The sequence below is a fragment of the Bacteroides sp. GD17 genome (assembly GCF_038448625.1).
Taxonomy (GTDB): domain Bacteria; phylum Bacteroidota; class Bacteroidia; order Bacteroidales; family Bacteroidaceae; genus Bacteroides.
The window spans coordinates 1-20318 of sequence record NZ_JBCEZS010000024.1 but is presented as its reverse complement, the minus strand read 5'-3'; the positions used below and the strand labels follow the sequence as shown (position 1 = coordinate 20318).

The 20318-nt window shown below is 45.3% G+C and carries 23 protein-coding genes; 8 read left to right on the top strand and 15 right to left on the bottom strand.

The genetic code is table 11. The annotated features are described in order from the left end of the window. The first annotated feature begins 178 nt into the window (after nt 1–178). The 5 genes from AAE250_RS22740 (at nt 179) to AAE250_RS22720 (ending at nt 2754) form a co-directional block, all read left to right on the top strand. Entirely contained in the window at nt 179–601 is a 423-nt protein-coding gene (locus AAE250_RS22740; protein WP_294603141.1) for a hypothetical protein, read from the top strand. 112 nt (nt 602–713) lie between these two features. Then, nucleotides 714–1097 (top strand): hypothetical protein, encoded by a 384-nt coding sequence (locus AAE250_RS22735; protein ID WP_294603138.1) that lies wholly within the window; start codon nt 714–716, stop codon nt 1095–1097. Beyond that, nucleotides 1094–1492 carry a D-Ala-D-Ala carboxypeptidase family metallohydrolase gene (locus tag AAE250_RS22730; RefSeq protein ID WP_294603136.1) on the top strand — a complete coding sequence of 133 codons (399 nt, stop codon included), beginning with the start codon at nt 1094–1096 and terminating at the stop codon, nt 1490–1492. The genes AAE250_RS22735 and AAE250_RS22730 overlap by 4 nt, the downstream gene beginning before the upstream one ends. Beyond that, entirely contained in the window at nt 1489–2121 is a 633-nt protein-coding gene (locus tag AAE250_RS22725; RefSeq protein ID WP_294603134.1) for a histidine kinase, read from the top strand. The genes AAE250_RS22730 and AAE250_RS22725 overlap by 4 nt, the downstream gene beginning before the upstream one ends. 192 nt (nt 2122–2313) lie before the next feature. Continuing rightward, complete coding sequence (locus AAE250_RS22720; protein ID WP_294603131.1) at nt 2314–2754, top strand: hypothetical protein; 441 nt, start codon at nt 2314–2316, stop codon at nt 2752–2754. Between the two features lie 18 nt (nt 2755–2772). Here AAE250_RS22720 and AAE250_RS22715 read toward each other — a convergent pair whose 3' ends face one another. From AAE250_RS22715 to AAE250_RS22695, 5 genes are all read right to left on the bottom strand, one after another. Then, nucleotides 2773–3471, bottom strand: coding sequence for an SOS response-associated peptidase (locus AAE250_RS22715; RefSeq protein ID WP_294603128.1), 699 nt, complete (start codon nt 3469–3471; stop codon nt 2773–2775). A 1-nt stretch (nt 3472) separates the two neighbouring features. Then, nucleotides 3473–4723, bottom strand: coding sequence for a Y-family DNA polymerase (locus AAE250_RS22710; protein WP_294603144.1), 1251 nt, complete (start codon nt 4721–4723; stop codon nt 3473–3475). Beyond that, the gene (locus tag AAE250_RS22705) at nt 4723–5160 is read right to left on the bottom strand and encodes a LexA family protein (protein ID WP_294603124.1); all 438 of its coding nucleotides are present in this window, start codon (nt 5158–5160) and stop codon (nt 4723–4725) included. Before AAE250_RS22705 ends, AAE250_RS22710 begins: the two co-directional genes overlap by 1 nt. A gap of 173 nt (nt 5161–5333) precedes the next feature. Next, nucleotides 5334–5555, bottom strand: coding sequence for a hypothetical protein (locus AAE250_RS22700; protein WP_294603121.1), 222 nt, complete (start codon nt 5553–5555; stop codon nt 5334–5336). Between the two features lie 132 nt (nt 5556–5687). Further along, nucleotides 5688–7088: a phage integrase SAM-like domain-containing protein gene (locus tag AAE250_RS22695; RefSeq protein WP_294603118.1), complete on the bottom strand. Its 1401-nt coding sequence runs from the start codon at nt 7086–7088 to the stop codon at nt 5688–5690. Between the two features lie 501 nt (nt 7089–7589). Here AAE250_RS22695 and AAE250_RS22690 point away from each other — a divergent pair. Next, nucleotides 7590–8303, top strand: coding sequence for a tetratricopeptide repeat protein (locus AAE250_RS22690; protein WP_294603114.1), 714 nt, complete (start codon nt 7590–7592; stop codon nt 8301–8303). A 74-nt stretch (nt 8304–8377) separates the two neighbouring features. Here the strand turns inward: AAE250_RS22690 and AAE250_RS22685 are convergent, their stop codons facing one another. From AAE250_RS22685 to AAE250_RS22675, 3 genes are read right to left on the bottom strand one after another with little or no spacing between them, the layout of a single operon-like run. Further along, on the bottom strand, nt 8378–10387 hold the full coding sequence (locus AAE250_RS22685; RefSeq protein ID WP_294603112.1) for an alpha amylase C-terminal domain-containing protein: 2010 nt from the start codon (nt 10385–10387) through the stop codon (nt 8378–8380). Nucleotides 10388–10417: 30 nt separating this feature from the next. Next, on the bottom strand, nt 10418–10864 hold the full coding sequence (locus AAE250_RS22680; protein WP_294603110.1) for a YhcH/YjgK/YiaL family protein: 447 nt from the start codon (nt 10862–10864) through the stop codon (nt 10418–10420). 37 nt (nt 10865–10901) lie between these two features. Continuing rightward, nucleotides 10902–11567, bottom strand: coding sequence for a DUF2461 domain-containing protein (locus AAE250_RS22675; protein ID WP_294603109.1), 666 nt, complete (start codon nt 11565–11567; stop codon nt 10902–10904). A gap of 297 nt (nt 11568–11864) precedes the next feature. Here AAE250_RS22675 and AAE250_RS22670 point away from each other — a divergent pair, with 297 nt between their 5' ends. Beyond that, the gene (locus AAE250_RS22670; protein WP_294603106.1) at nt 11865–12086 is read left to right on the top strand and encodes a DUF6965 family protein; all 222 of its coding nucleotides are present in this window, start codon (nt 11865–11867) and stop codon (nt 12084–12086) included. A 39-nt stretch (nt 12087–12125) separates the two neighbouring features. Here AAE250_RS22670 and AAE250_RS22665 read toward each other — a convergent pair whose 3' ends face one another. From AAE250_RS22665 to AAE250_RS22635, 7 genes are all read right to left on the bottom strand, one after another. After that, complete coding sequence (locus tag AAE250_RS22665) at nt 12126–13823, bottom strand: alpha-amylase family protein (RefSeq protein ID WP_294603103.1); 1698 nt, start codon at nt 13821–13823, stop codon at nt 12126–12128. Between the two features lie 42 nt (nt 13824–13865). After that, a complete protein-coding gene (locus AAE250_RS22660; RefSeq protein ID WP_294603100.1) occupies nt 13866–14684 on the bottom strand; it encodes a patatin-like phospholipase family protein in 819 nt (272 codons plus the stop codon). A 97-nt stretch (nt 14685–14781) separates the two neighbouring features. Beyond that, on the bottom strand, nt 14782–16332 hold the full coding sequence (locus tag AAE250_RS22655; RefSeq protein WP_294603096.1) for a 4Fe-4S binding protein: 1551 nt from the start codon (nt 16330–16332) through the stop codon (nt 14782–14784). Nucleotides 16333–16344: 12 nt separating this feature from the next. Next, on the bottom strand, nt 16345–17280 hold the full coding sequence (locus AAE250_RS22650) for a DUF362 domain-containing protein (protein ID WP_294603093.1): 936 nt from the start codon (nt 17278–17280) through the stop codon (nt 16345–16347). A gap of 44 nt (nt 17281–17324) precedes the next feature. Further along, on the bottom strand, nt 17325–17720 hold the full coding sequence (locus AAE250_RS22645) for a phosphoribosyltransferase (RefSeq protein ID WP_294603090.1): 396 nt from the start codon (nt 17718–17720) through the stop codon (nt 17325–17327). 13 nt (nt 17721–17733) lie between these two features. Next, nucleotides 17734–18243 carry an ECF transporter S component gene (locus tag AAE250_RS22640; RefSeq protein ID WP_294603087.1) on the bottom strand — a complete coding sequence of 170 codons (510 nt, stop codon included), beginning with the start codon at nt 18241–18243 and terminating at the stop codon, nt 17734–17736. A gap of 66 nt (nt 18244–18309) precedes the next feature. Further along, nucleotides 18310–19431 (bottom strand): DUF362 domain-containing protein, encoded by a 1122-nt coding sequence (locus tag AAE250_RS22635; RefSeq protein WP_294603084.1) that lies wholly within the window; start codon nt 19429–19431, stop codon nt 18310–18312. A gap of 161 nt (nt 19432–19592) precedes the next feature. Between AAE250_RS22635 and AAE250_RS22630 the strand changes: the two genes are divergently transcribed. Continuing rightward, nucleotides 19593–20228, top strand: coding sequence for a DUF4476 domain-containing protein (locus AAE250_RS22630; protein WP_294603082.1), 636 nt, complete (start codon nt 19593–19595; stop codon nt 20226–20228). Nucleotides 20229–20318 lie beyond the last annotated feature (90 nt).

Here is a 20318-nt window from a genome sequence, read left to right as displayed (position 1 = left end):
GAGTCCTGATAGGACTGTGGTAGAAAAAACACTTCCGCTATTTTGTATTGCGTGGAAATAATAGTATCTTTGCTTCATAACCAAGAGCTTAGTGGCAACTTATGTTGTCGCCGAGCTCTTTTTTTATGCAGTTGTCCGACAATCCTGTGGTTGGAGGTATATTTTAAAGGAAAGAAGTATGAAGAAGGTATTTTATGACAATCGCGTAGCCAAGGTGTTGCTGTGTCTGAGTAGTTGTGACACAATCACTCTCGGCCCGTTCGTGGTTAGTGAACTAAAGGAGTCAGAAATGCGGCAGTATGTTAGGAACCATGAGTGTACGCATGCCCGGCAGTGGATAGAAATGGCCGTTGCATCCGGCATGCTGATCTGGCTGTTAGTGCTCCTATTCGACATCTCAGTATGGTGGTTTCTGTTGGCAGGGATCGTTTTCTATCTGTGGTACGGCGCTGAGTGGCTGGTTCGGCTGTTCATCCTGCGGGATTCCAAGAAGGCATACAAGGCTGTTTCCTTCGAGCGCGAAGCCTACGACAACGAGTACAATCCGAATTATCTGGAGAACTCCCAATATTTCGCCTGGATAAAATATCTGTGGAAATAAAAAATCCCGCCCTGCTCATCACGAGTAAGACGGGTAGAATCAACAAAAAAAATGGGTTTCCCCAAATCAAGAGGCACAAATGTAGTACTAATATTTTATATAAGGTAAGAAAATGGATTGGATTTTAGGAATCATCGCAACATCGTTAGGTGGTCTGAATATCTTTCAGATAATCTATTTCAGAACGCAGAGAGATAAACTCCGGGCAGAAGCGGATGATGCTACGATTGGAGCAAAGAAGAAGGATATTGATTTGCAGCAAGATCAATACGACTATCTACTGAGCAAGCTATCGAAGTATCAGGAGGATTACTTCGCTTTACTGGATAAGGTACAGAGCGAGGCTCGAAACCATAGCGAGGTGATAAACACCAAGTGCAACGAGATTTCAGAGCTGAAAAGCAAAATTGTGTATTACAAGGGGCTTCGATGCTATAAGAGTGATTGCTCAGGACGTATCGGGCAGAACCCGAAAGATAAGGAGGAAAAGAAATGAAGTATTTTACAATCGCGGAATTGGTAAAGTCTGAAACAGCCGACCGCTTGCGCATTGACAATCGATGCAAACAAGAACATGTAGCCAACTTGACTGCATTAGTAGATAATGTGCTTGATCCGTTGCGGGAGGCTTATGGCAAACCTATACGGGTAAACAGCGGCTTCCGTTGTCCCGCTCTGAATAAAGCCGTAAAGGGAAGTGTTACCAGTGACCATATAACTGGACGGGCTGCGGATATCACCGGAGGAAGCCCTGCAGAAAATAAGAGACTATTCTATATGATCCAGTCACTCGGTCTTCCCTTTGACCAGTTAATTGACGAAAAAAACTTCGCTTGGGTGCATGTCAGTTACCGAGGGGATGCTAATCGTAAACAAGTGCTTGCCTTATGAATACACATCCTATAAACGAGCAGCTTTCATGCTCTATGAAATATTTTGCTTGGGATTCTGAGAAAAATCGGAAAGCTTGGGAAGAGTATATGCTGCGTCAGAAGTATTTGAAGATACGCCGTCTTTTTATTATTGGACTTCTTGCGCTTGCAGTTATGGGGATTACTCTATCGCTGGCCGGGTGTGCCACTCCAAAGAACACAGACCGAGATACACAGATTGACTACTCAGGAACATTGCAACAGATGCAGTCACGTATGGACTCTCTGCTTGTAAATATGCAGTTAGTGCGTAAAGAGACAAGCGAAAAGCTGTCTAATCTCAAAGTAGAGAACAAGACCGTTTACTTGTCACCGCCTGACAGCACAGGTAAACAATACCCAACTGTTATCAGTGAGACAAAGGCGGATAAAGCGGATAAGGAAACCAATACTACCGATACGAAGCTGAATCTTACTATACAGAGGTTGGTCGAAGAAGTGTCCGACTTGAAGCGGCGGTTAGACCTTGCCTTATCAGAGAAAGAAAAGGCCGTAGAAATGTCTTGGTGGGACTTGCACAAGATAGATGTATATGCTTGTTTGTTTGCGTTGCTCGCTGGATTGATAATATACAAGAAATTAAAGTAGAAGTCACTTATCTTGATAAGTGGTGCCTCGGCTGAAAAGTCGGGGCTTTTTTGTGCCCCAATAAATGAAGTTCTTTTTCCGTTCATTCCCCGTTTTCTGTCGTTCACCCCCTCTTTTATGTCGTTCGCAAAATTCTTTTTGAAATCTGCTGCATATTGCCTATCTTTATCCAACACTTTAAAACTATATAGTATGGCAGAATATGGAAGGGAACAAAGGAATCAGCTGAGTAGGGCGATTGCTAGTAACAGTCAACACAATAAGCAATTAAAAAGGTTTGCTGATAATCGTACTGCTTTGACAATTAGGGGTAAAGTAGAAAATAATACATGCAATGATATTTGCTTTCAAAATAAACTTGTAGCACAATTAGCAACTAGGTTATCAAATCCTGTAGTTTTTGCTGGTTCTGCATATGAACTTGAGCAATTAATACTGCAATGGGCGGTACCACGCGGGACACGTGTTGCAGCAACTCAAACTGATTCTGCAGGGCATCATTATCGAGTGCGGTTTAGAAATGATAATGGTCCTGCTATAACTATTGGTCAAGCTGATAGTTGGGTACAAATAGGGATATCACATTACGTTGATAGCGATAGCTCCCCAAGTAGTACCGAAGGTAGTGGATAGCAATAAGCTGTCTTTTCCTTATGCTCTTTTCAATATAGCTTCATCTGTTGAGACTTTCTTCATAAAATCGTTCCTAATAACATAGGCGTCCATCTGATCTGCATTATACGGTTTCAATAAAGACGCTATTTCTTCCTTCGACAAGTCAGGTTTCAGCCATTTTTCTTCATCTTCGGGAGATAGTATTGCCGGCATCCTATGTTTTGTATTGTGTATGTAATCTGTAAGAGGGTTTGCATCGGTAGTTATGATTGAGAATGTGGAATGTTCTTCCCCGGTTTCTTTATCAATCCATGTATCATATATACCGGCCATTGAGAAAATAGGCTCATCTTTCAGGTAAATGTAGTAGGGTATCTTCTTGCTTCCTTCATGCCGCCATTCAAAGTAACCTGTTGATGGTACTATACAGCGTTTCTTGATAATCGGCTCCCGAAAGGAAGGTTTCTCAAAGATTGTGTCAGCGCGCGCGTTGAGCGTCATTCTCTTGATTTCATCTGCATCTTCCTCTGTTTTCACCCAGAAAGGTATCAACCCCCAATTGAATACTTGCACTTCGTCCGAGGTCGTGATAACTGGATATTTTGGGAAATTGAAAGCATTCACATGATACTGCTCGTTAAGAATATCTTGATATATTTCAACGATATCTGACTTGCGTCCGTAGCGAGCTGCCAGTTTGATGGCTTTTGCTGACATGGAATTGTGGAAACACATATTACTTACAATTTACGGTTATAATTTCATCGATATCAGTAGTATAACGTTTGGAGAGCTGTTCTTGTTTAAGTTTCCAGTCTCTTCCTGAACCTTGTACTGCCAGCTTTATAAGGTGTTGATATTTGCTGTTTACTTTATCAATTGCTTGCATCAACTTCTCCCGCTTCTCGCGGTTTACAGTGTCAAAAAGTCCAAGTTGGGCACTTGTTCCTATCTCAGTGATGATGACACCTGCTTTCTTGTATTGATATTCCTGTATAAAGATGTTCTTTAACCCCTCAAGGGCGTAGTGAACAATTTCCAGTGTATCCGAAGTAGGAACCGGAAGTTGAATAACGGTATTCTTCCAGTATTGGGGAAGGTCTTCTCGGAAGTTATTAGTATGTATGAATACCATGAGCGACAGGGCATAAGACTTCTGTTGCCGAAGTTTCCGGGCACACGTAGACGCATACGTTGCAATAGCTTCAGACATCGTTTCCATATCTTCTACCATTCTGCCGAAGCTTCGCGAGGTGCATATTTGCTTTTTGGCTGGTGGTGCAGTTTCCATGTCAATACATGATATTCCGCGAAGTTCTTTCCAAGTTCTTTCACCGACTACTGTCAAGTTCTTGCGTACCCATGAGCCAGGTAATTCTGTAAAATCAAAGGCTGTTTTAATGCCCTGTTTTTCAAGTTTGACGGCTTGCCGGCGACCGATGCCCCATACATCGCCAATATCGAACAGCCTTAAAGCCTTTTCTCGCTTTTCGTCTGTATCGATGATACAAACACGATTATATGCAGGGTATTTCTTCGCGAACTTGTTAGCCATTTTTGCGAGGGTCTTAGTAGGGGCAATCCCTAAGCTTACGGGGATGCCGGTACCTTTATACACCTTGTTCACTATATCAGTGCCAATGTCTTGTAGATTGGGGACACCGTCTAAGTTTATAAAAGCTTCGTCAATGGAATAGATTTCAATTTCTGGAGCCAAAGATGTGAGAATTGCCATTACCCGAGCGGACATGTCACCGTAAAGTGTGTAGTTAGAAGAAAAGACAGCTATACCATACTTTATGATTTCATCTTTGATTTGGAATACCGGTACTCCCATCTTTATACCTAATGCCTTGGCTTCGTTGGATCGTGCAATAACACATCCGTCGTTATTTGATAATATGACAACTGGTTTCCCGTTGAGTGATGGGTTGAATACCCGTTCGCAGGAAGCGTAAAAGTTGTTGCAGTCCAACAATCCAAACATTATCTTTTCCTCCGGTTTTTCTTGATTGTATAGGTTACTATTCCCCATACTATAAATTCATTATCTTTGGTTACTTTTATCAAGGGATAGTCCGGGTTTGACGGAACCAGCCAAGCAGCATCCGGTTCTAATCTCACTCGTTTTACGGTAAACTCCCCGTCTATAAAACATACGGCTAAATCATTATCCAATAATTCAAGCGATTTATCTATGACAAGTATATCTCCTTCCTCTATCCCTTCGTCTTTCATGGAATCACCGACCACACGGCCGTAGAAAGTACTGGCCGGATGTTTGATTAGCTCTTTGTTCAAGTCTATAGCTTGCTCCATATAATCCTGAGCAGGACTTGGAAATCCGGCACGAATACCTTCGTCTGCATATTGTAGCGGAAGACTGGTAGAAACATCTATGCTATGTATTTCTATATTCTTCATTTGAACGTATAAACAAAGAGAACCATATCAAGTTGCTTACATTTGTGATTTTTATGAAAGCTAAAAAGATGTTCTCATTTGCGTTGAATAATTATATCTGAGGTAGAATAGGTTATATAGGTAGAGAATTTGTGAAAGGGGTAGTTTATCCAGCTGCCCCTCTCTTTTACTAATTACTTAATTTCAAGAACGACAAGTGCCTCGTGAGGCTTACCTTTCTGATATTGGTAAACATAGCACTCAATCATCTCTCCTTTGTAGGATTGTAGTTTCCCATTTAAGTACTCTTTTACTTCTTTTTTGTTGTTGAAGTAGATGTTTCTTTCTTCGTAAACCGGTTCATCACCCCACCATACCTGTAATGAGCATGAGCAATTTTTAATAATTCTGTCCATAATATTATTTTTATGTAGATGCGACATTGCTTCTACAAAACATAACCAAAAAAGTGTCGGACAATTTATAAAAAATTGCATTTGAAAATCCCTAAATCTTCAGTTTAGCGGTAGTTCACTAAGTATGATAACTCAAATAGGGCGTAATTCATTATCTACTTTGTATGGTTCACATCCAAATGCCGCGCACATAAGGACAAAACGTTCTTTAACTCCCATATTGGTATATCTATCTACTGCACCACTATTCTTCGCATGAAGTCCCGCGGCATATTTATTAACTTGCACCTTGTTCATCAAATCGACATGAGTTTTACGAGCGAGTTTGCTGCTTGCAACTTCATAGATCGATTTATATTCGTTAGTCCCCAATGCCGTACTGAATATTGCTACTTTCCGGCTTATCTCACAGTATTCAAGTAATTTTTTTATCTGATAATTATATCCAGTTTCACCATTACCATCAGGATAATAGGGGAGTAAGGCATTATTTGGTAGTTCATCCTTGTACTTCATAATAATATCATAGGCAATTCTAATTATAGGAGTTTTTATCTCGGTACGTATAAGTCCATCCTTGTGTGTTTTCTGGGGCAGATAATGAATATAAGGTATTCCTTCTTCAACGCCTATATTGTCAAAGGTAAGCCGCCTAAAGTCTCCAACACGGCAACCGAAGCAGCATTGTACTATAAATATATCTTTTACCCGTTGCAATGCTTTAGGACAATCTTTAGTCAAGACTGCATTAAATTCTGCTTTAGTCAGGAAAATAGGTTCATCGTATTGCTGCTTTATTATAGCCTCTTTTTCCTTTCCTATTTTGCGGAATGGAGATACAGGGATCACATCATTACTCTCGAGCTCTACCATGAATGCTTGAAGTAACAAAAGCTTTTCAGCAATTGTATTTTGGCTCCTTTCCTTTGATGGTATATTCCGTTTGTTCATTTCTGTATATAGTTCGGGATATTTTTCGACCAAGGTATATTCTTTACGCAAAAACTCACGGAACTTTAGAATATACTCCTTATTGAATTCATCAACCGGTAATCCATCAATTCCGTTGATGATGAAGAATCTCGTCAATTCTCGTATGACTACATCGTAATGCTTCTTTCTACCGGGACCTATTACACCTGTATTTAGCCATCCGTCAACATACTGTCGGAATATACTGCACATGGATTCTTTCCGTTTCTCTTCAACAATATACTTTTGTGGGTTGTGAAATTTGTCGATTAATAAAACCAAATCTTCTTTTGTCGCATTTTTGCTGGTTTCAATGAAATTAATGATTGTTGTAGTTAGATTTGCCAATGCGATGCTGGCTTCTAACATGTTTTTTCGTGTTCCTTTTCCATCTTCCAATCGTGGAAGAGTAATGGCGCCATTTTTGAACCTATTTGGATATACAAATATACCGGATTTCACCCTTATTCTTATATCTCTATTAATATTGATCCGAAAAAGGATTTCACTTTTACCGGAATCATTAATCAACGATGATAGAGTTATATTTATCTTTGCCATATGAAATATTTTAGTCCGCATGATAAGCATGTGCGGACAAACCATTTGTTTTTTGTCCGCAAATATGCGATTTAATAAAATCTTATGCAATATAATACAATTATAAAGTTTTAAAACAACTTATTTCACAATGGATTAGCATATTAATTGATTTCTATTGATTTTATATATTTAATCGCAACGGAATCACAAGTAAAAGCCGCAAATGTTTGATTTTCAAATACGTGCGGCTTTCTTGTTTCTGAAATTCTACCATATCTGCACCACTGACGAAACGCATCATCTGTTGCATCGAAACAGACCGTCTGTTTCAGCCTAACGCATTATCTGTTTGCCCCGAATACATCATCTATTTCGCTTTACCTATAAATACTTTACACTGTTTACGTAAAGTAACACTTGTTACGGCTATACTAAAAACCTCAAAAAAAGTAAAAAGGTTTTGCTTCTATGTCATAGTAAGCTAACTTTGGGAATCAACTTTTAAATTAATTAAAGCATATGAAAAAATTAATCTTATCTATTGCACTGTGTTGTGCAGCCACAAGTTTTTTTGCGCAGAATGCTGACCCTGCCCAATTGGTCAACGAAGGTAAAGCGGCTCTTGAAGCCAAAAACTACCAGGAAGCCTATACCAAATTTAGTACTTATTTGACACAAACGAACAATCAAGATTCTGTAATTGCATATAACTGTGGCGTTTGTGCCGATAAGATTAAGCAGCCGGCAGAGGCTTTGAAATATTTCGATATCGCCGTACAGAAAAAGTATAATCTGGCTAATGCATACATAGGCAAAGCCGGTGCATTGAAAGACTTGAAGAAAAACGATGAGTACGTTGCTACTTTGAAGGAAGGCCTGGAAGCAGTGCCCGGCAACAAGACTCTGACAAAATTGTATGCCACTTATTATGTAAACCAAGGTATTATGGCACAAAAGGCCAAGAAGGTTGATGCAGCAGAGGAAGCTTACAAACAAGCAATCGCCATTCAGCCCGACAATGTAAATGCTCTCAACAGCTTGGGTTCTCTTTATTATGCCCAGGGCGCCAATACTCTAAAGACTGATGCTGAAAAGGCTAAAGTAGAGTTTAAGGAAGCCAAAGGATATTTGGATAAGCTCATTCCGCTGCTCTCTGCCGACAAGCCGGCTCAAAAGAAAATGATGGATAATGCAAAGACAATGCTGGATTTCATCAACAATCAATTGAAATAAGAATTAAAGCATAGCAAGAAAAGAGGCAGATATCTCAATCGGATATCTGCCTCTCTTTTTTAGGTATGTTCCCTTTATTTGGTTCTTCTCAATACAACTGCAGTACGTGCAGGAATATAGAGCTTCAGCCATTCTTTCTTTTCATTCTTATACAACGGATCGTGGATTGTGAAATGCTTGATCGTATCGTCCGTCAGTCCATTGCCACCGTATGCCGGATTGTCCGTGTTCAGAATTACTTCATAGGAACCGGCAGGAACCAGGAAGCCATAATCCGTGAAGGATTGTTTGGGGTTGAAGTTGAATACGAACACTAAATCCTTACGCATATATGCCAGTATTTGGTCGCCATCATTGTGCCATATTTCCTGAACCGGAGTGTTTTGGAAACTCTTTACACTCTTCACTACTTCCAGCATGGCAGCATCAAAATCGCCCATGTAGTGGTATGCCAGGTTCTGATTGTCTACCAAGTCCCATTGACGGCGGGCATATTTGCACGACCAGCCGTTACCTTCGCGCGGGAAGTCAATCCATTCCGGATGCCCGAATTCGTTGCCCATGAAGTTGAGGTAGCCGCCGTTGATGGTAGTGGCCGTCAGCAGGCGTATCATCTTGTGGAGGGCGATACCGCGGTTTACCACGTAATTCTCGTCTCCCTTCTGCATGTGCCAGTACATGTCGGCGTCAATCAGACGGAAAATGATAGTCTTGTCGCCTACCAGGGCCTGGTCATGGCTTTCGGCATAGGAGATTGTCTTTTCATCCTTCCGTCGGTTGGTCACTTCCCAGAACATGCTGGACGGCTTCCAGTCTTCGTCAATCTTTTCTTTGATGGTCTTGATCCAGTAATCGGGGATATTCATGGCCATGCGATAATCGAATCCATAGCCACCGTCTTCGTATTTGGCTGCCAGTCCCGGCATGCCCGATACTTCTTCGGCAATGGTGATGGCTTTCGGATTAACCTGGTGGATTACACGGTTGGCAAGCGTCAGGTAGCAGATGGCGTTATCGTCCTGATGACCGTTGAAATAGTCTCCGTAGTTGCAGAATGCTTCGCCCAGCCCGTGGCTGTAATACAGCATGGAAGTTACGCCATCGAAGCGGAAGCCGTCGAAGTGATACTCTTCCAGCCAGAACTTGCAGTTGGACAGCAGGAAGTGGATTACTTCATTCTTACCATAATCAAAGCAGAGTGAATCCCATGCCGGATGCTCGCGACGTCCGCCGGGGTAGAAGTATTGGTTAGGGTCACCGGCAAAGTTACCCAAGCCTTCTACTTCGTTCTTTACGGCATGCGAATGAACGATGTCCATGATAACGGCGATGCCCATGCTGTGAGCGGTGTCGATCAGTTCTTTCAGTTCTTCCGGAGTGCCGAAGCGGGAAGATGCTGCAAAGAAACTGGATACGTGATAGCCGAAGCTACCGTAGTACGGATGCTCCTGGATGGCCATAATCTGTATGCAGTTGTAGCCTTCTTTGGCTATGCGGGGAAGAACCTTTTCCTGGAATTCCCTGTAGCTTCCCACCTTTTCTTCCTGCTGTGCCATGCCGATGTGGCATTCGTAGATCAGCAGTGGATCGATGGACGGCTTGAAGGCACGTTTCTTCATTTTGTACGGCTTCTCCGGTGCCCATACTTGTGCACTGAATATCTTGGTCTGTTCATCTTGCACTACGCGGGTGGCCCATGCAGGGATGCGTTCGCCCTGGCCGCCATCCCAGTGTACCATCAGCTTGTACAGGTCTTCGTGTTTGATGGCATCGGCAGGGAGTTTTATTTCCCAGATGCCATCTGCTTTACGCTTCAGGCTGTATTTCTTTTCTTCTTTCCAGCCGTTGAAAGTGCCGACAAGGAAGATTTGGGTAGCATTGGGCGCCCATTCGCGGAAAGTCCAGCCGTCGTTCGTGCGGTGCAGGCCGAAGTATAGGTAACCGGATGCAAAATCCGACAGAGTTTGTTTCCCTTTGTTGGTCAATTCGGCTTCCTTTTCTACGGCATGCTGATGACGTCCGTTGATGGCATCGGCAAACGGCTCCAGCCATGGGTCATTTTTAATCAAATTCAATGTTTCCATAAAGGATGAGTTTTGGGTAATTTGATATATTTATGCTTTTACTTTTACAATCACTTTCTTTACACCTTCGGGGGTGATGCCGGGGGCGTGTCCGTCTTGTGGGAAGAAGATGGCAAACATGCCGGGCTTCACTGCAATATAGTCCTCGGCCAATCCTTCGAAGAAAGTGATGTCTTTCGCTTCATTGTAAGGAGCATCGGCAGGCACGCAGTCTTTGGCGGCTGTGTATCCCATTACTTCCGTACCGGACAGGGGAATCTGAATGTCAATAAAATCTCTGTGAGTTTCCAGCTTGGCATCTTCCTTCGCCTTGGGGTTTGTTTGTGCTACATTGACCAGCAAATCTTTGCCTTTCAGTTCTGTTTTACCAATTTCCAAAGCGTTCAGATCGTTCGATTTCAAGAAAGCGATGGCCTCGGCGAACAGAGGATTCAGCGAAGCATATTTTTCTATGTTTTCAAGTCTGTCTACTACCATAAATCAAATGTTTTAAGTTAGTTATAATATAGGTAAATTATTCAAAGTCGTCTATTGTGTAGTTCATGAAATCGGAGAAACGCTTCATTTGCTTGAAGATGTCGTCTATGCGATCCAGGAAATCGGGAGCGAGGAAGAAGTTGTCCGGCTGATTGCAGGCAACGGTATATTCCTTGCATTGCAGGTACTTCAAGTACGGAAAATCTTTAGGAAAGCCTTTCGGGGCTGTTTTCAGGAAGTTATCTCCGATAACAGGGAAGTATTGTTTGAAAGCAGGATCTTCCACAATGCCCCGGAACTCGTCGATATTGTCGTACACAGCTTGCCGTATTGCTTTCAGTATCGGGGAAGGCAGGCAATAGCTTCCTCCTGCCAGCAGGCAGTTTCCCGGTTCCAGGTGCACGTAGTAGCCGCAGTGGTCGGACTTCTTTCCTTTGGCGTTGATGTAGCCTCCGAGGTGCGTCTTGTAGGGAGTCTTGTCTTCCGAGAAACGTGTGTCGCGATAGATGCGGTAGGTACAGTCTTTGGCCTCTACACCACGGATGCTTTCGTCGAACAGAGAGATTCGGGAGATAATGACGGTGAGCAAGTTCTCAAACTCGTTACGGGCTGCTTCATATTGTTCCCGATGTGCGTTGAACCATTCACGGTTGTTGTTTGCGGACAGTTCTTTTAAAAATTGAAATATAACTGGAATATTCATATCATAATTCTTTCCTAATCATTTGCCAAAATTACGATAATTTTTCTAACAAACGGCATAGATGGGCAAAAAAAAGCATCGGCTCTGGTAAACCGATGCTCCTTACACATTTATCAATCAAACAGACGCTTCTGTTTTTGATGTACTTACTTATCACAAGCGGGTACGTCTTTTAATTAATCTTATATCTAATACTATGAAAAACACATCTATATAACACGACAAATTCAGATTTTGTTCACGCAGATGGAAATAACTTTAGTAATTGTTATATCTTTGCGAGAAAATATGTGAAATATGGCTGAATATAAATATGATGAAGAAAGCGTTAAAGCGCTGATGGAGTGGGCGAGAACCGCATCTTTCCCCCAGGAACTGAGATTGAGTGAAGCTGAGAATATTGTGGATGTAAATCGATATGTAGAGGCTAATTTGAGTGATATAGAGGCGCACTATCCGGATGCATTCTATAATGCGGCGATAACAAGACTGTATAGGTTGCGGGAAAAGATAGAGTGATAAATTGCCTGTTTTATCACTCTATCCTATTTATTGTCCTTATAGCTTTACCTTCAAAATCTTCCCGCTGTATCCTTCTACCGAGACTTCGGTAGCTTTGTAGGGAAGCAGGCTGATTGTTTCTTTCTTTCCACTGAGCAGGTCTGTGGCTTCATACTTATCCATCTGCGGTATTTGCAGGAAGTTGAAGGCATGAGACGGGATGTTGATGGCAAGATCGACGGATATGTGGTCGAAGTTTACAACAATCAGCAATAAGTCCCTTCCGCACTGGCGCAAGAACGTATATTGCTTGTTTTCATTGAAGCGCCATCCGTTCACGTTGGCATACATCAGATCGAAGAAAGCGCCTTGGGCGATTGCTTTTTCTTTATTACAGAGTGTCAGTACCCGTTGGTAAATATTGTACAGGTGCTTTTGGTCCTCGGTCAGCATCTTGCCGTCAAACTTGCCGCCATTGCGCCAACGGCGGATCGTGTCTACACTCCAATAGTCAAAGATCGTGGTACGTCCGTCTCTGCCGCTGAAGCCTTCGCTGTCCATGCCCAGTTCGCCAAATTCTTGTCCAAAGTAGATCATCATCGGATTTGTGTTCATGCAAGCCGATACGATAAGTGCGGGGATTGCTTTACGCGGATTGCCGGCAAAGAAATCGGATGCGATACGCTGTTCGTCATGATTTTCCAGAAAGTTCAGCATGCGCTTTTCGATACCTCCCAGGTTCTGCCAGGAGCGGCTTATGGCTGTTGCCGACTCGTAGCCGCAGACGATGGCACGCAGGGTGTCATAAAGTCCCACTTTGTCATATAGATAGTCGAATTTGCCTCGGAAGAGGTAGTTCTTGTATTCGTTGGGATTATAAACCTCGGCAATGAACAGCAGCGAAGGATATTGTGCTTTGACCTGTGGAACAGCCCATTCCCAGAACTCAACGGGTACCATTTCTGCCATGTCGCAACGGAAACCGTCTATCTCTTTGCTTGCCCAGAACAGCATGATGTCCAGCATTTTGGTCCATGTGTCGGGGATGGGGTTGAAGTGGCAGGTGCCGCCATTCTGATAATCCACACCGTAATTCAGTTTTACTGTTTCGTACCAGTCGGTAATGTTGGGATAGGCATCAAAGCGGTTGTTGCCGGTAGCCTTGGCGGGGAATTCCTTGTAGAATTCGGAGGCGGAGCCTTTCATGTCGAACTGGCCGTGCAGTTCCGATTGCGGGATATAGTAAAAATTGTTGTACGGACTGAATGCATAATTGGTATCATCGTTGGCTCCCAGCTGCGAAGTTCCGTCGGGTTGGGAGTCCGAATGATATTGGCGTGCCACGTGGTTGGGTACAAAGTCGATGATAACCTTCAGGCCGCTGCGATGGGTGCGCTGCACCAGGTTCTCGAATTCCTTCATGCGCTCCGGTACGTCTTTGGCCAGGTCGGGGTCTACATCGTAATAATCTTTGATGGCATAGGGCGAGCCGGCTTTTCCCTTCACGATGGCGGGATGGCTGGGACTGATATTGTAGCGGCGGTAATCGGTCTGTGTGGCATGCTCTATGATGCCGGTGTACCAGATATGCGTTGCTCCGAGTTTCTTTATTTCCCCTAATGCTTTGGCGGTGAAATCCGCCATTTTACCGCATCCGTTCTCGGTGATATCTCCGTTGTTGATGCAGTGGTTATTGTTGTTTCCGAATAATCGGGTGAACACTTGATAGATAATCAGTTTATTTTCGTCGTTCATTTCTTTTCTATGTTAGATTAGAGAGATGGTTAATTCTTATTCTTATTTTTCCTGGTCTTTCCAGATGGTGCCTTTTTCTATTTGCAGGCGTTCCAGTATGTCGTTGGCGGCATTGTAACCTTGCATGAATATTTCTTCGGCTTTCTCCAGTTCCGTGTTACTGTATCCTTCCAGGTTATAGGGCTCTACCAGCAGATCGGCTTTTTCGCGTTCGGGAAATGCGTTGGAGCGGAACATGAAGTTGTAGGAGCGCAGGGCAATGCTGACGATATTCATTTTATAGTCGGTGGCCAGTAACGGGCTGACGTTCACCGCTACAACTTTCTGGCATACGCGGCGGATTGTAGTCACCGGCAGGTTCATCAGCAAACCGCCATCTACGTAATGGGTGTTTTCTATCTTGACCGGGGCAAACAATACAGGCATACAACATGAGGCGGCTATGCGCTCGGCAATGTCTCCTTTGTGGAAGTGTGTCAGGCGGCCATGATCAAGGTCGGTGGCGGTAACGATGAGGGGGATCTTCAGTTCTTCCAGTCTTTTGGCTTTCAGGTTGCTTCTCAGGAAGTCAATAAATTCGCATAAATCGAACAGACCGACTTTGGGGATGACGAGTTTGGTGAGGTCTTGGAACTTGTGTCCTGCAAAGTACTCGAGTACCTGGTGTGGTTCGTTGCCGTCGGCATAAAATACTCCGGCGAGTGCACCTGCACTGACGCCGGAGAGTATGTTGGGTTTAATATCATGTTCCAATAAGGATTGCATTACTCCTAAATGGGCGAAGCCTTTGATAAAGCCCCCGCTCAATGCAAAACCTACCGGATATTTGTTTGTGAACCAATTGTTCGTTGTTACCTCCATGTTAAAAATACACTATATTATTCGGCACGAAATTAATGATTTTATCGTAGCGAAAAAGGAAAATGGAGGAAAAATGTTCAAAAGGGGAAAGAAAAACTTAGAAGCCGAAATCATCAACCTCTACCTCTTCCTTCTTCTCCTCTACAAAAGGATGTGCCTCTTGCTGCACTTCGTTTCCTTCGATGTGTACCGCGCGGAAAGGCCGGGCAGGGCAGATGTACTCGCAGCCGCCGCATCCCACACAGATGTCCGTGTTGACGTGAGGAATCGTGAGTCCGTCTTTGTAAGGCACCATAGCGATGGCTTGCGTAGGGCAGTGCTCCGAACAAGCGCCGCAGCTCGTTCCGTCGGTGTAGACGATGCAGTTTTCTTCAAAGAACACTACTTTTCCCATCTGCGTCAGGTGCTTCTGTTCTACAGTCAGCGGCTTGATGGCACCATTGGGGCAGACGTCGCCACATACTGTACAGTCATAGTTGCAGAAGCCTTTCTCAAAGTACATCATAGGCTGCATCACGCCTTCCAGTCCATACTCCATAAAGGCAGGTTTCAACACATGCGAAGGACATTTGCTTACACACAGATGGCACGACGTACAATGTGCTTGCAGATGTGCCTGGCTGATAGATCCCGGAGGTGTTATCGGAGTCAGTCGCTTGTCGCTCTTCTTTCCGGAAGCTGTGGCAAGTGCGTCCTGAGCTTGCGCCATCACCTTCGGTGCGGCGGCAGCCGTCGTCAGGCCTGCCAACAGAAAGCGGCGTTTGGAAAGATCCGATGCCGAAGGCTGTTCTTCCTTTTCCTGTCCTTTCTTCTTTTTCAGCGTAGCCGCGGGCAGCGAATAGACCAACGCACCTTCCTTACAACTGCCCAGGCAGTCGAAGCAATCTACACAACGGGTATAGTCTATCTTCTGATTCTTACTGTCTATACAAGAAGCCTTGCACTTGGTGCCGCATATCATGCAATGCGTACATTTATTCTCGTCGATGCGTATCTTGAACAGCGAAAAGCGGCTGACGAATCCCAACAGTGTGCCCACCGGACACATCGTGTTGCACCACGTCCGTCCGTGCTTCCAAGCCAGGAAGCCGATAAGCAGGAACGTGACCAGTCCGATCACAAAAGAAGAAATACTGATTATGGAAGCATCCACCTGATAGAACGTATAATTCCCGAACCGGGAGAAGACGGATTCCAGCAGATTATTTCCCGCCATATACACCGGTTTGAATACATTGGTCACCATGCGCCCGAAGGCACTGTATGGTTCCAGCAGTCCCAGCACCACGGTGAAACCGCAAAGAAAAGCCAGCACAGTAACCGCCAGCACCGCCCATCTTAACACATTTTTGGCAGGCGAGAAGCGGAAGCGTTTCTTCTTCTTTGCCGTCTTCTTCGAAATCCAGTTCACCACATCCTGAAACACGCCCATCGGACAAATCACCGAGCAGTAGATGCGCCCCAGCACCAGTGTCAGCGCAATCAGTGCAACAAGTATGACGAGGCTGAGCGACATCAGTGCCGGTACAAACTGAAGATGTGCCAGTACGTGGAATTTATTGGGCAGTATTCCTGCAAAGTCCAAAAAGTAGAACGTTATCAGTCCGAAGAAAAGGACTGATAACGCGATTCTTATTTTTTTCAACATAATCCTTTCGTATTAAATCTTAATACGTTTGATGTTCAGTTTATTCAGATCCATCGTTCCCAGTTTCAGTGCCTGACCGTTGGCAAGATGCCCCACAGTGTCGAGCGGCATTTCGCGTACCTGGTTGAAGAACTTTGCCGCAGCCGTATCTACTGCTACGATGTCTTGCGAAACGAACAAACCTTTTGTCAGTGTCACGTCCGATGCCGAACGGCCGCGCGGACCGTTGGTCTGCATGATGCGGTAAGCATCTACAACGTTGAGCACCGCCTTCTTCTGCAACGTACAGATGTCGGCAATGCACTGTTGCAAGTCGTTCTGATGGAAGAAACCGCGGTCCCACACAATGCCCATGTGGTTCTTCATGGACATGGTCAGGTTGGCGCCTCCATGATTCTTCAGAATGGGAACGTTGATCCATACGTCGCTGTCCAGAATGGCTTCGTGTACTTTGGCACTCTTCATCTTCTTGCCTTGCGGCAGATCCACCTTGCGGTAGTAACTTTCCAGATGGGCGGGCATCACCTTGGCACCCGCAGCTTTGGCGGCGGCTTCGATACCGCTGTTTTTGTAGCACTTCTGCCAGTCGTCGCAGGTGTGGTCAAAGACGGTCACCTCTTTGGCACCGGCTGCAAAGCATTGCTTCACGATTTCGGCCACCAGTTTGGGGTTGGTGTTACCTGCCAGTTCCGGCACTTTGTCCCAACCGATATTGGGCTTCACAGCTACTTTCTGTCCCGGTTTCACGAAGGCCTTCATTCCTCCCAGTTCGGCAATGGCGCGGCGGAACATTTCTTCCGGTTCACCGCCCATCACGGCTACCATATCTACTTTATCACCGCCGGCATTGATAAATGTCTGAGCCAGTACGTCCATTGCTTTTGAATGTTGTACGGTTACGGCTGCTCCGGCTACTGCCAATGTTTTTAAAAAGTCTCTTCTCTCCATAAATATCGCTTCCTGTTTAATTTTAGTTTTTCAATTTCAAATTCTCACACTATCCAGGGGAACTTAAAGCATGCTTCGTCAAACAGAGCATAATCGGCAGTGCCGTTCACGGCGAAAGTCTTAATCATCCGCGCCTCTTTCAGCAATTCGCGCGCCAACTGTATGGTAGAGCCGGTCTTGATGCGGTCGTCTACCAACAGAATGCTTTTTCCCTTGAAGTCAAAGTCAACCGGAGCCAGCAGCCGGGGTGCATCATATTTGGGGTGCTGGTATTCGTCTCTGAGGTTGATACGCAGCAGATGCACTTCTTTTTGCAGGCGTTGGTTGATGATGCCTGCCGGAACGATTCCACCATTGGCAATGGCCACGATGATATCAAAATCATCGTGGAACTTGATGGTGCGGAAGCGTTCCAGCACTTCTTCCATTGTTTTAGCCATGTGATGTACCGATTTAGATTTTAGCGATTGCTTTCAGTACGGCATAGCCGCCGAACCATTGGATCAGCATGCCCGGAATGCCCATACGGAAGTCCTGCACAGCCAGGAAGAAATCGCCGTACAAAGCCCATTCAAAGGCAGTGCCGATGATCTGATAGGAGAGGACTACGCCCAGCAATGCCAGCAGAGAGATGTTCTTGGCATAGCGTGCAGCCACGGCAGCGGCTCCAGCCAGCAATCCCGATTTGATGAGTATGACGGGCAGTACGGCAGCGGTAGGCATTGCAAAGAGCAGATGGTTGATGACCGGAGACAGTATGGCCGTCAGCAGTCCCACGCGGAAGCCGTATTTATAGGCAGCTATCAGTGTAAAGAAATAAATAGGCAACAGTGTCGGCCCGCCCGCAGGCACCAAGTGGCAGAGTTGAGGCAAAGCGATGTTTCCTACAACAAACAAGAGGGCAAACAGATACGTCTTCACGTTGCCGAAAGGCAAAGAATAAAGTTTAGCAGATGTTTTCATTTGTATACTATTAAAGTGGTTAATGATAAATTCATTTAAGTTTAGACTATTGAAACCGGGAAAGGTTTAAACCTTCACCAAATCATATTCTATTGTTCCCAGTCCTATCTTCTCGGCGTGGCGCAGTCCTGTCAGCCAGTCGGTGTCGGGGTGCATCAGATGGAACTTGTCGCAGCCGCATAGGTCGTCGTGCCCATGCGCTTCGGAAAGGCGGTTGCTGCTGTGCAGTACCGGTGCCTGGGTCACCATATCGGCACAAGCTTTGTCCAGAGCCACGGGGTCGGCCGAGGCCAGGATGCCGAGGTCGGGGATGATGGCGGCGTCGTTGTGGTTCCAGCAATCACACTCAGGCGATACGTTCATAATGAAGCTGATGTGGAAATGGGGCTTTCCTTTCAGTACGGCAAGGGTGTACTCTGCAATTTTGTAGTTCAGGCGTTCGGAGGTGTCTTCGGCTCCCATCACTGCGCCGTCGTATTGACAAAGGGCGACACATTGGCCGCAACCCACACACTTTTTGTAATCAATTTTTGCCTTCCGGTTGGCATCCAGGTGCACGGCATCGTGGGCGCAGTGTTTTACGCAGATGTTACAGCCGATGCAATGCTCCGTGTCTATCTTGGGTTGCGAGGCGGAGTGCAGTTCCAGTTTTCCGCCTACGCTGGCACAGCCCATTCCCAGGTTTTTCAGTGCGCCGCCAAAGCCCGCCTGTTCGTGACCTTTGAAGTGGTTCATGCTGATGATGACATCGGCGTCGGCAATGGCAGCTCCGATTTTGGGTGCCTTGCAGTACTCGCCGTTCAAGGGGATTTCGCGGTAGTCGGTGCCTTTCAGTCCGTCGCCGATGATGACCTGGCATTGTGCGGATATGGGGTTGAATCCGTTCTCCATTGCACTTTGCAGATGGTCTACGGCGTTGGCACGTCGGCCGGAGTACAGTGTGTTACAGTCCGTCAGGAAGGGCTTTGCGCCGAGGCTGCGGAGCAGGTTTGCCATGCGGGCGGCGTAGTTGGGGCGGAGGTATGCCAGGTTTCCCGGCTCTCCGAAGTGAATCTTGATGGCAGCAAAGCTGTCTTTCAAGGGGAGTTGCTCTATACCGGCCCGCTTCAGCAGACGTTCCATCTTGTCCAGCAGGTTGGAAGTGGGGGAGGTACGCAAATCCGAGTAATATACTTTTGCTTTTTCCATAATTTGAATGATAGTTTCCTGCAAAAATAACAGATATAATTTAAAATTATAGGAATATAGCTAAAAAAAGTAGGGAAACCCCTTGCGATTAATAGGGGGAAAAGGGCAGGCATATCCGTTATTCTGCATATCTTTGTCGCAATCATTAAAACTAAAGTAAGATGAAAGTAATCAGACAAACTATTATGTGGCTGGCCATCGCGGCAGGATGCGCAAGCTGTTCCAGCCTTTTCTACGATGCCAAGACGGATGTGTTGCAAAGTATCCATAAAGGAATGAGTAAGCAGGAAGTTACCAAACTGCTGGGTGCGCCCCAGTTGCGCCGCTTCGACCCGGAGCTGGAAGAGTGGGAGTACTCCAAATACTTGTCGAACAGCGGCAATACCACTATCATCGTGACCTTTGATGGCGACAAAGTGTATTCGCTCGATTCGTTCAATACTCCGCAGCCGCCTGTTGCAGTTGCTCCGCCGGAGGTGATCGTTACTACTCCGGGACATGCACACAACCGCGGGATGCGTACGGCAGACTTCCAGAACCTCTACGACAAAGTGAAATCCCGTCCTTTCAAGGACGACCAGTTCAAGTTGATGGCGGCCGTTGCCGATAACACCAGTCTGAGCTGCGGGCAGTGTGCCACCCTGATGTCTCTCTATCCTTTCGATGACGAAAAGATGAGGGTACTGGGGATGTTCGCTCCCCGCATTGCCGACCGGGAGAATTATGAGGAGATACTCGACGTGATTACTTCGTTGTTCAAGAAGGATGATGCGAAGAGGATGCTGAAGGTGAAGTGATTTCTTAAGTTCTCCATAGGCTGCATTACAGTTTTCCTCCCGCCCCGTGCATAAAACAAGTGCACGGGGCGGGATGTTTTTTTATCTGTT